Source organism: Endozoicomonas sp. G2_2 (assembly GCF_017744135.1).
In the GTDB taxonomy this organism is placed as follows: domain Bacteria; phylum Pseudomonadota; class Gammaproteobacteria; order Nevskiales; family Salinisphaeraceae; genus Salinisphaera.
Genome location: NZ_JAGHQU010000005.1, coordinates 36818 through 47644, shown reverse-complemented (window position 1 = coordinate 47644; position 10827 = coordinate 36818). Strand labels below are relative to the sequence as shown.

7 protein-coding genes and 1 pseudogene are annotated in these 10827 nt (G+C 65.9%); 2 read left to right on the top strand and 6 right to left on the bottom strand.

The features are described from left to right. Positions 1-19: 19 nt before the first annotated feature. From lysA to J7355_RS07345, 4 genes and pseudogenes are all read right to left on the bottom strand, one after another. Positions 20-1282 (bottom strand): diaminopimelate decarboxylase, encoded by a 1263-nt coding sequence (lysA, locus tag J7355_RS07360; RefSeq protein ID WP_209061308.1) that lies wholly within the window; start codon positions 1280-1282, stop codon positions 20-22. Positions 1283-1374: 92 nt separating this feature from the next. Continuing rightward, positions 1375-1491, bottom strand: a pseudogene (locus J7355_RS18025) (lipoprotein); the annotation flags it as partial. 42 nt (positions 1492-1533) lie between these two features. After that, the gene (gene fghA, locus J7355_RS07350) at positions 1534-2382 is read right to left on the bottom strand and encodes an S-formylglutathione hydrolase (RefSeq protein ID WP_209061304.1); all 849 of its coding nucleotides are present in this window, start codon (positions 2380-2382) and stop codon (positions 1534-1536) included. 87 nt (positions 2383-2469) lie between these two features. After that, entirely contained in the window at positions 2470-3579 is a 1110-nt protein-coding gene (locus J7355_RS07345) for an S-(hydroxymethyl)glutathione dehydrogenase/class III alcohol dehydrogenase (RefSeq protein WP_209061301.1), read from the bottom strand. Positions 3580-3730: 151 nt separating this feature from the next. On the opposite strand from J7355_RS07345, the gene J7355_RS07340 reads away from it, so the two are divergent. Both J7355_RS07340 and J7355_RS07335 read left to right on the top strand, forming a co-directional pair. After that, positions 3731-4408 (top strand): alpha/beta fold hydrolase, encoded by a 678-nt coding sequence (locus tag J7355_RS07340; RefSeq protein ID WP_209061300.1) that lies wholly within the window; start codon positions 3731-3733, stop codon positions 4406-4408. Then, on the top strand, positions 4405-4971 hold the full coding sequence (locus J7355_RS07335) for a DedA family protein (RefSeq protein WP_209061298.1): 567 nt from the start codon (positions 4405-4407) through the stop codon (positions 4969-4971). Before J7355_RS07340 ends, J7355_RS07335 begins: the two co-directional genes overlap by 4 nt. A 38-nt stretch (positions 4972-5009) precedes the next feature. Here J7355_RS07335 and J7355_RS18020 read toward each other — a convergent pair whose 3' ends face one another. Both J7355_RS18020 and J7355_RS07325 read right to left on the bottom strand, forming a co-directional pair. Beyond that, positions 5010-8915 (bottom strand): translocation/assembly module TamB domain-containing protein, encoded by a 3906-nt coding sequence (locus J7355_RS18020; protein ID WP_209061296.1) that lies wholly within the window; start codon positions 8913-8915, stop codon positions 5010-5012. Beyond that, entirely contained in the window at positions 8912-10777 is a 1866-nt protein-coding gene (locus J7355_RS07325) for an autotransporter assembly complex family protein (RefSeq protein WP_209061294.1), read from the bottom strand. The genes J7355_RS18020 and J7355_RS07325 overlap by 4 nt, the downstream gene beginning before the upstream one ends. Between the last annotated feature and the right edge of the window lie 50 nt (positions 10778-10827).

Here is a 10827-nt window from a genome sequence, read left to right as displayed (position 1 = left end):
GCGCGTTGGCAGTGGACCGCTAGGCGAAGGGCAGTCGCTGCTCGCCGCGCATGAGATCGGCAATGCTTTCGCGTGCGCGCACCTCGTGCACCGCGTCGCCATCGACCATCACCTCCGCCGGGCGCGGCCTGGCGTTGTAGGACGAGGCCATGGCAAAGCCATAGGCGCCGGCGGTACGCACCGCAAGCAGATCGCCGGTGTCCAGCGCGAGTTCGCGGTCGTGGCCGAGGAAATCGCCGGTCTCGCAGATCGGGCCGACGATCTCCCACGGGCGCGTCGCTGCCGCGCTGGCCTCGGTCACCGGCACGATGGCATGCCAGCCATCGTAGAGCGCGGGCCGCAGCAGGTCGTTCATCGCCGCATCGACGATCGCGAAATGCTTGTCCTCGGGCTCGGCGCCGGGCTTGAGCACCTCGACCCGGGTCAGCAGCACGCCGGCGTTGCCGACCAGCACCCGGCCCGGCTCGAAGACGAGCTTCAGATCGCGTCCGGCCACCAGATCCCGAATATTTTCCGCATAGGCGGCCGGTGACGGCGGCTCTTCGTCGCGGTAACGAATGCCCAGGCCGCCGCCGACATCGAGATGCCCAATCGCGATACCCTGGTCGGCCAACCGGTCGATGAGCGCCAGCACACGCTGGACCGCATCCCGGAACGGCGCGAGCTGGGTCAGCTGCGAACCGATATGACAGTCCACGCCGCGTATGCTCAGGCCATCCATGCCGGCGGCGCGCGCATAGAGCGTCTCAGCGCGGCCGATGTCGACGCCGAACTTGTTCTCTTTCAGGCCGGTCGCGATATAGGGATGGGTCTGGGCATCCACATCGGGGTTCACGCGCAGCGAGAGCGGCGCACGCACGCCCATGCGGCGGGCCACGCTGTCGATGCGTTCCAGCTCGGCCTCGGATTCCACGTTGAAGCAGGCGATACCGACTTCCAGCGCGCGTTCGATCTCGTCGACACGCTTGCCCACGCCCGAGAACACGACACGGGCCGGGTCGCCGCCGGCGGTGATCACCCGTTCCAGTTCACCGACCGACACGATGTCGAAACCGCTGCCCAGGTCGGCAAGCAGGCCGAGTACGCCGAGGTTGCCGTTGGCCTTCACCGCGTAGCAGATGTCGTGATCGATACCGGCCAGCGCTTCGTCGAACACGCGGTAATGACGGCGGATCGTCGCCGCGCTGTAGACATAGCAGGGCGTACCGAAACGCTCGGCAACGGCAGGCAAGGCGACGCCCTCGGCGTGGAGGACGCCGTCGCGATACTCGAAATGATCCATGGCTACTGTGCGTTGCCGTCTTCGTCGTCGGCCGCGTTGTCCGGCGTGCTGGACTGGTCGTCGCCCTGGTCATCCTCCAGGCCGAACGGGCCCTGGGTCTGCGACTCGGGCGCGTTGCCCGGCAAATACAGCGGTCCCTTCTGGCCACAGCCGGCCAGCACGAACACCGAGAACAGCGCCAGAAACAGCGCGCTGGGAAACGCCTTCATTGTCGTTCGCAACCGTGGATTAGGCGCCTAGTCTAGCAGCCGTCACACGCCCAGATGCTTGGCCAGAAAACGCAGGTGGTCTTCCACGAAGCTCGCGATGAAGAAGTAGCTGTGGTCGTAGCCGTCGCGGCGATTCACGGTCACGTCGGCACCGACCTTCTGGGCGGCTTCTTCCAGGCGATGCGGGTGCAGCTGCTCGTCCAGGAAGTTGTCGGCCAGGCCCTGCTCGACACGAATGGGCGGCAGCGCCTCGGCGTTGTCGGCATTGGACAGCAGATAGGTGGCGTCGTACTGGTTCCAGGCCTGCTTGTCGTCACCGATATATTTCGGAAACGCCTTGTGGCCCCACGGCACCTCGGTGGGCGCACAGATCGGCGAGAAGGCCGAGATCGCGGCAAAGCGGTCGATGTTGCGCAGCCCGATCACGAGCGCGCCGTGGCCGCCCATGGAATGGCCGAAAATGGCCTCGCGCGACAGATCCAGTGTGGTGCCGAACTCGTCGGCCAGCAGGCCGGGCAGTTCGCTGACCACGTAGTCGTACATCTGGTAGTGCTTGGCCCAGGGCTCTTGTGTGGCGTTGACGTAGAAGCCCGCGCCCTTGCCCATGTCGTAGCTGTCCTCGTCGGCGACGTCGTCGCCACGCGGGCTGGTGTCGGGTGCGACGATGGCCACGCCCAGCTCCGCGGCGACGCGCTGCGCGCCGGCCTTGTTGACGAAGTTCTCGTCGGTGCAGGTCAACCCCGATAGCCAGTACACCACCGGCACGCGCCGCGTATCGGCCAGCGGCGGCAGATACAGCGCAAACGTCATGTCGCAGTTGCAGGTGCTCGACGCGTGGGTATAGCGGCGCTGCACGCCGCCGAACGCCTTGTGTTCGTCAATCTTTTCCATGGTCGGCTCTCTTCGGAAACGGGTCGTAAAAAAACGCCGCGATGTCGACACTCGACACCACGGCGCTATGACGATCATCGATGGCGGTTAGAAGTGCAGGACGGAACGGATCGCCTTGCCTTCATGCAGCAGATCGAACGCCTCGTTGATCTTCTCGAACGGCAGATCGTGGGTGACGAAGTCGTCGATGTTGATTTCGCCGTTCATGTAGCGCTCGACATAGCCGGGCAGCTGAGTGCGGCCCTTCACGCCGCCGAAGGCGCTGCCGCGCCAGACACGGCCGGTGACCAGCTGGAACGGACGGGTCGAGATTTCTTCGCCGGCACCGGCCACGCCGATGATGGTCGATTCGCCCCAGCCCTTGTGGCAGCACTCCAGCGCGCTGCGCATGATGTTGACGTTGCCGATGCACTCGAAGGAGTAGTCGACGCCGCCGCTGGTCAACTCGACGATGACCTGCTGGATGGGGTCGTCGTAGTCGTTCGGATTGACGCATTCCGTCGCACCGAGCTGTTTGGCGAACTCGAACTTCGAAGGATTGATATCGATGGCGATGATGCGGCTGCAATTGGCCATCCGCGCACCCTGGATCACCGCCAGGCCAATGGCGCCGAGCCCGAATACGGCCACAGTGGAGCCTTCCTCGACCTTGGCGGTATTGAACACCGCACCGATACCGGTGGTGATGCCACAACCCAGCAGGCAGACCTTGTCCAGCGGCGCGTCCTTGCTCACCTTGGCCAGCGATACTTCCGGTACGACGGTGTATTCGGAGAACGTCGAGGTGCCCATGTAGTGGTACAGCTCGGTGCCGTCCTTGGTGAAGCGGGTTGTGCCGTCGGGCATCAAACCCTGGCCCTGGGTATCGCGCACGGCGCCGCAGAGGTTGGTCTTGCCGGACTTGCAGAACTTGCACTCGCCGCATTCGGCCGTATACAGCGGAATCACGTGGTCGCCCGGCGAGACGCTGGTCACGCCTTCACCGACTTCCTCGACCACGCCGCCGCCTTCATGACCGAGCACACGGGGGAAGAAGCCCTCCGGGTCCGCGCCGGAGAGGGTGAAGGCATCGGTATGACAGACGCCGGTGGCCACAATACGCACCAGCACCTCGCCCGCCTTGGGCGGCGCCACATCGATCTCTTCCAGGGTGAGTGGCTTGCCGGCCTCCCACGCTACTGCAGCACGGCTTTTCATGGCTTCTCCTCGTTATGCAATGAATCGAGCGTTCATTTATATCGGTATTGGACAGGTATCCGAGTCTAGCGCATTGATCTGTCTTATACGCAACCAAAGAATTCCTTGCGCTGGCAACGTTCGCTGTCCAGACTTCCGCATCTGAATTTTCATGGACCCTGTGCGAATGCTCGACTGTATCGAAATCGAACCGAACGGTCCCGCCACCGCCAGCGTGATCTGGCTCCACGGCCTGGGGGCCGACGGCAACGACTTCGTGCCGATCGTGGACGAACTCGGTCTGCCTGCCGACCACGGGGTGCGCTTCGTGTTTCCCAACGCGCCGGTGCAGCCCGTCACGATCAACAACGGCATGCCGATGCGCGCCTGGTACGACATCAAGGGCATGGCGATCGCCGACAAGCAGGACGCCGAAGGCATTCGCGCCAGCGCCCGGGAGATCGAGCAGCTGATCGACCGCGAGGGCGAACGCGGCATCGCGCCCGAGCGCATCGTGCTCGCCGGCTTTTCGCAGGGCGGTGCGATCGCGCTGCATACAGGGTTGCGTCATGCCCGTGGGCTTGCCGGCATCATGGCCCTGTCCACTTATCTTCCCCTGGCCGAGACGCTTGGCGACGAAGCCAGCGACGCCAACCGCGGCGTATCCATTCTCCAGGCGCACGGCAGCCAGGACCCGGTCGTACCCATGCAGCTTGGCCAGGCCAGCCGCGACCACATGCTGGAAGCCGGCTACGACGTCGCCTGGCACGAGTATCCGATGCAGCACCAGGTCTGCATGCCGCAGATCGCGACCATCGGTCGCTGGCTCACCGACCGCCTGCCGGCATGATCGAAACGCTGCAGGGGCTGATGGGCGACTATGGCGCGATCGCGGTCGCGATCGGCTGCCTGCTGGAAGGCGAAACCGCGATCCTGCTTGGCGTTTTCGCCGTGCATCGCGGCATGTTCCCGCTCGAAGCCGTAATGATCGCGGCCGTCGTCGGCACGATGATCGGCGACAACATCTGTTTTCATATCGGTCGCCGCATGGGCCGGCCGGCGCTCGACCGGCGCCCCGGCTGGCAGCCCAAGATCGCGCGCGTGGAGGGCCTGCTGGAGCGCCACGGCGCGCCGGTGATGATCGGCTTTCGATTCCTCTACGGCCTGCGCTACGTGACGCCGTTCCTGCTCGGTTCGCTCGGCATCTCGCCCCTGCGCTTTTTCTGTTTCGCCACCCTCGGCACCCTGATCTGGGTCGGCACCATCACCTTCATCGGCGTTCACCTGGCCGGCGCGGTCGACGTCGCGCTCAACCATATCCAAGAGGTGGAGAAAGTGCTGGTTGCCGTCGTACTGGTCGGCGGCGCCATCGCCGTCGGCTATTACCGCATGCGGCGCAACACCACGTCCTAGGGCCTGTTGCCGGCCCGAATGAGCCGGCGCGCAAAACGCTAGCGATCGATGGAATAGATCAGATCACCGCCGGTGGCCACGCCGCTGGACTGGGTCTCCAGTCGCCAGCGTGAACTCAGCGTATAGCGCAGCGAGAGCGTCGATACCGGGTTGAACAGGCCGATGCCGTAGCTTACATAAAGCTTGGGCGACAGATACTTGCCGACCGTGAACGCGGCTTCATCGCTGCTTTCGCCCGCGCCGCTGCCGATGCCGATATCGTCCACGCCCAGCCGGTCGCCGATGTTTTCCAGCGTCTGGTTCGCGCGGCTGTTGCCCAGCGCGAGCGCCGCGCGCGCCACCAGGCTCGACTGCTGACTGTTGGCGCCGTCGAGCGGGCGGCCCAGCAGCAGCCAGGACAACTGCTCGGACTGCCCCATACCGGGCTCCGAGAACAGGGTCAGGCGCGGGCTGCGGACGCTGCCGCGCACCTCCACGCCCACGGTGATGTCCTCGGCCGGATAGCGCGCGGCACGCATGTCCAGACCCGGTTCGCTCACCGGGCCGCCGGCAAACAGGATCCGGCCTTCCTGGATATCCAGATTCTGGCCGTAGGCTCGGTAGGACCCGTCCACGATCTGGATCTCGCCGGTACCGGTGGTCACATCGCCCGGCTGCTGGACCACGCGCAGGTCGCCGGTGAGGTTGGCCTTGAGGCCGAAGCCCTCGATACGGACCTTGTCGCCCAGCACCACCCGCACATCGGCATGAATCGCGCGGCTGACCGCTTCGGCGGCCGGGCTGTCTTCATCGCCGGTGACGATGACCTGATCGCCCGAGACCGTATCCACGCCTGCGGCCGGCAGGTCCCGCGGCGTGATCGCGGCTTCCGGCACCGTCACGCTGCCGGTCACATCCACGCGGCTGGGTGTGACTGCCACGGTCAGATCCGGGCTGACGTAGGCTTTCGCATCCGGAATATTGACCACCTGGAAGCGCTCGCCCTGAATCGCCAGGTCCACATCCTGGCCGTCGTCGTTCAACGCGATCGCGCCGTTGGCGTTGAGCGTTCCGCCGCCGGATTTCGCGGTGGCGTCGATATCGATGGCGTCGCCACGCCCGGTCGCCGCCAGGCGCAGATCGGAAAGCACGAGCCCCGGGGTGACCAGCACCACGCGCGACGCCGTGAGTGCGATATCGCCCAGCACGGTCGGGCGCGCGAGGGTGCCGCCAAGATCCAGCTGGCCGGCGATCTGGCCGTTGAACTCGTCCACCTCGGGCGAGAGTTTCTCGATCACGGCCAGGCGCTCGATATCCAGATTGACCGAGCCGCTCAAGGCACGTTCGGTGAGCGGTGCCGCGCCCGGCGCCACCGCCACGTCCGCGTCGATACCGCCGGTTTCGGCCAACGGCAGGTTCACCGCGCCATCCAGCGCCGAGCGCTGCATGCGCAGGCGAATCGTCCCCGGCTCCATGTCGACGATGCGCACCACGCTCTCGTCCGGCTGGGTCATGGACACGCTGCCGGCGCTGGTATTGAGCCGGGCGTCCACGTCGGGGTCGCCGCTGGCCGGCAGGCGCGCGTCGATCACGCCGGAAACAGCGCCCTCGATATCCAGGCCCTCGGGGAAATAGATCCGGGCGTAGTCGTAGGCGAAATCCGACAGCTCGACATGGGCGACGCTCGCCTTATTGTCGTGCGAACCGCGCAGGCAGACCCGCGCATCGCCCGAGGTCAGGCAGGCATCCTGAATGGACTGGGCGTTCGCCGAGACCGCACCCGAGGCCGGCGAAGCCAGCGTCCAGGGCGCGAGTTCGCCGTAGCCGGCTGTCAGTGCGTTGAGCGTGTACCGCCAGTTCATGGTGTTCTTGTTCAACGCGCCGTCGAGGCCGAGATCTGCTTTGGCGATCTCGCTGTCCACATTCGCGGTGATCGAATGCGCGCCCGGCGTACCGTTCATGCGCAGCGTCACGCTGTCGATCGCCTGGCCGCCGGCATCGACGCCGGCGATATCCAGCGCGACATTCGACCGGCTGTTGCCCGACCAGTCGACCTTGGCATCCAGATCCGCGCTGGCGACCCGGTTCTCGTCGACCGCGATATTGCGCGCGGCGAGCGTGGCATCGACGTTCGGGGCGGCGACGCGGCCTTTCACCGTCCCCTGGCTCTGAATCGTACCGGCAAGCGTCGGCCAGGCGGTGGACAAATCGCTGGAATCGATCGTCCAGCGGCCGTCGAGCACGGCATCGGGCGTCCAGCCGAAGCGGCCCGTGATCTTGGCGTTGGTCGCACCCGAAACCAGATCGAAGTTGTCCACAAGCACATGATCGCCGAGATACCGCGCCTTGGCGTCGAGCCGCAGCGGCTGGTTACGCAGGCTGCCGCGCGCGGTGAGCTTGTCGATATTGGCGACGATCTGCTCGCCGTCCTGCTTCGCGCGCACGTCAGCCACGAGGTTGAAATCGCCCGGCACGTCGGCGACCACCGCACCCGGGTTGATGCCTTCGCCTTCCAGATGCGCGGTCACGTCCAGCGCCGGGGCCCAGCGCACCGACGCGTTGCCGCTGATGTCGCCCGGGCCGCCGGTGACGTTCAGCCTGGCGAGTTCGAAGGCTTCCATGCTGCCGCTACCGGCAAGCGACAGCTTCCCGGCGGTCTGGCCGACGACCTGCCAGGCGAGATCCGTATCCAGCGCGTAGTCGGTCATCTCGCCGGTCAGACGAACCCGGCCGCTTTCCGAGCGATAGGCCGGCGCGCCGGCCAGCGGCCACTGCAGATCGGACCAGTCCACCGACAGATCCATCGCGTTGCCTTCCGCCAGCGCGACTTGACCTTCGGCATTCAGCGTGCCGGGCATGTCCGGGCTGGACAGATTCAGGCGCTCGATGGCCACCGCCTCGCCGGTATAGCGCAGCGCGGCAGTGAGCGCGGCGCGGCCGAAGTCCGCGCTGTCGGCATCCACGTCGAGATTCACGCCCAGATCGTCGAGCGGGCCCTTGGCGCCGACGGTGGCCGTGAACCCGGCCTTGGGCAGGTCCTCACGAATCGCCGGCAGGCGTGTGTCGTCTAGTTTAAGGGTGGCATCGACGGCCGGTTTCTCGAGGGCATCCGTCAGGCGGGCGTCGAGATCGACGTTGTAGGGCGCGGCGACGGTCGCGCGCAGACCGAGATCGGCGAGATCGCCCTGGATCTCGGCATCCGCCTCGATCGGCGCCAGATCCGGCAGGCGCAGCGCCGCGTTGAGGCTGAGATTGGTCGCATACCCGCCGCGCGGGTTCAGCTCGGCCCGGGCGTCGATATCGAACATCGGCCCGTGGCCGGTGAGCGACTCGATCCGCCACTGCTCGCCGTCGAGGCGGGCGTTGGCCAGGCGTGCACTGTCGACCACGAAGGGCTCGGCCTCGGGCGCGGTGATCGCGGAAATATCGTCGAGCGCGACGTTGTCGATCTGCACCGTGACCGGCAGATCGATGGCATCCGGCAAGCTGAACGGCTCGGCCGGTTCTTCCGGTTCGGGCTCGGGCGTATCGACGATCTTCGTGACTTCGTAGTCCACGCCGCGCACCGCGAGATTGCGCACATGCACGGTCGCCGAGAGCAGCTCGCTGGCGGTCCAGTCGAAGTCGACGGCATTCACCGCGACCTTCATGGTCTCGGTTTCGTACTTGACGCCCCGCACCTCGAGCGGGCCGATCAGCCGGCCCTCGACGCTGGCCACCTCGATGCCTTCCGGCAGGCGCGGCCCGATCTGACCCCAGGCGAAGTCGAGGCCGCTACGGGTGGTGGCCACCCAGGCGACCAGCCCGACGATGACCACGATCAACAGCAGCAGGATCAGCAGCGTCCACTTGACGATGCGCCAGACGCGCGAACGACGCCGTTTGGGCGCCTGCTTCTTGCCGGTGGCCGGCTGTGCGTTCGGCGCCGAGTCGGTGGCCGGCTTGTCGTTGTCGTCTTCGCTCACAGGTCGGGGCCGAGGCTGAAGTGGATACGGAAATCGCTGTCGGGGTCATCCAGCGGATGGGCGAGATCGAGCCGGATCTGGCCGACCGGCGAAGCCCAGCGAAAGCCGATGCCCACGCCGCGCTTGAGATCGAAGCTGGTGGTATTGGCCACGTCGCCGACGTCGAAGAACGCGGCCACGCCGTAGTCGCCATAGACCTTGTAGTCGGCCTCGATGCTGCCCACCGCCAGATACTGGCCGCCGATGTTGTCGCCGTCCTCGTTCTCGGGGCTGATCTGCTGATAGCCGTAGCCGCGCACGGTGCGATCGCCGCCGGTGAAAAAACGCTGCGAAGGCGGCAATTGATCGAAGTCGTCGACCTCGGTGGCGCCGAACTGGGTGCGCAGCAGCAGCCGCGATTTGGACGTCAGCGGCAGTACCGCGTTGCCGCTGACCGTGGCCTGCAGAAAATCGACGCTCGAGGCGAGTGCTTCACTGCCGCCGTGCACGTCCAGCGACGCGCTCACGCCCTTGCGGGTGTTGAGCAGGTCGTCGGCCTTCTGCAGCGTGATGGTGTAGCCGGGGTAGAGCAGCGTCGAGGTACGATCGCCCACGTCGTCGCCCAGATCGTAGGTCTCGCGCTCCAGGTTGATATAGGCGCGCTTGCGCCCCAGCGACCAGCCCGTATCGCGCACCGCGCCAATGCCATAGTTGATCGACGTGATATCGCCGAACTCCTCGTTGGCGACGTTGGCGGTGAAGCTGAGCTTGTCCTCGGCGACGTTCTCGATGGGAATGTCGTAGGACGCCTGCAGCGCCTGCTTGACGGTCGACAGCCGCAGATCGCTGCGGAACTGATGGCCGCGCTTGTTCAGATGCCGGAACTTCACGCCGAAGCCCACGCGCGGGCCGGTATCGGTGCCGTAGCCGCCGGAAATCTCGTAGCTCTGCGGTTTGCTCGGCTCGGCGGTCACCGCGACCGGCACCTGCAGCCGGCCGATGCTGATCAGCGGATCGTCCGGCGGGTAGAGAATGTCGAACAGCCAGTCCTCGATGGGGGCTTCGCGCGTGGCCTGGCCGCGCTCCGCCTGGATCGCGATCTTGTTGAAGTAGTCGGTGTCGGACAGGATCAGCTGCAGATCCACCAGGCGCTCGGCGTCGAACGGCTCGCCCGCGGAAAACGGCACGAAGCGGCGCACGAAGTCGTCGTTGAGTACGTCCTGGTCGAACGTCACGTCACCGAAGTAGTAGCGCTCACCGGTATTCAGCACCAGATCGATCTGAGCGGCGTTGTCGTCCGGACGCACGCGAATCGCCGACTTGCTAAAGCGCGCATCGAGATACCCGGCCTGGTAAGCCGCGGTGTAGAGGGCGTTCTTGGTGGCGGTGTACTGGGCATGGATCAGGCGCTTGCCTTCGGCCAGCTTGCTGCTGCGCAGCGCCTCGCGTATCTCCGGCAACTCGTCGCCGGGCCCCGTGACCTTGAGATTGAGCGCGGTGATCCGGGTTCGCGGGCCGTGCTTGATGCGAAACGTGGCATGCCAGGTATCGCCCTTGCCCTCGGGCTCGACGAGATCCTGTTCGATCACGGGATTGTAGTAGCCGTAGGGCGCCAGCGCTTTCTTGATCTCGTTCGGCGCCAGGCGGTACAGCCGGCGAATCTGGCCGGCCGACCAGGGCGCTTCGTGCTCGCCGGCCACCGACAGTGACTTGCGCACATTCGACAGCAGCGGATCCTCGATGCCGTCGATATTGACGTTGACCACGTCCGCAGCGGCCGGGCGCACGAGCACGCCCGCCAGCGCGATCACCGCCACCAGTGGCAGGTGTCGCCATTTCAGAATCTTTCGATAGCGCTCGATCACGTTGCCCGAAGTACCCAAGCGGTGGTTGCGTCTTTCGCCATTGCGGCGACAAACCCCCAAAAAAATCA

What these genes read in the sequence shown, in the direction of transcription:
- lysA (WP_209061308.1), bottom strand. Translation starts at nt 1,282, where the DNA reads ATGGATCATTTCGAGTATCGCGACGGCGTCCTCCACGCCGAGGGCGTC.
- fghA (WP_209061304.1), bottom strand. Translation starts at nt 2,382, where the DNA reads ATGGAAAAGATTGACGAACACAAGGCGTTCGGCGGCGTGCAGCGCCGC.
- J7355_RS07345 (WP_209061301.1), bottom strand. Translation starts at nt 3,579, where the DNA reads ATGAAAAGCCGTGCTGCAGTAGCGTGGGAGGCCGGCAAGCCACTCACC.
- J7355_RS07340 (WP_209061300.1), top strand. Translation starts at nt 3,731, where the DNA reads ATGGACCCTGTGCGAATGCTCGACTGTATCGAAATCGAACCGAACGGT.
- J7355_RS07335 (WP_209061298.1), top strand. Translation starts at nt 4,405, where the DNA reads ATGATCGAAACGCTGCAGGGGCTGATGGGCGACTATGGCGCGATCGCG.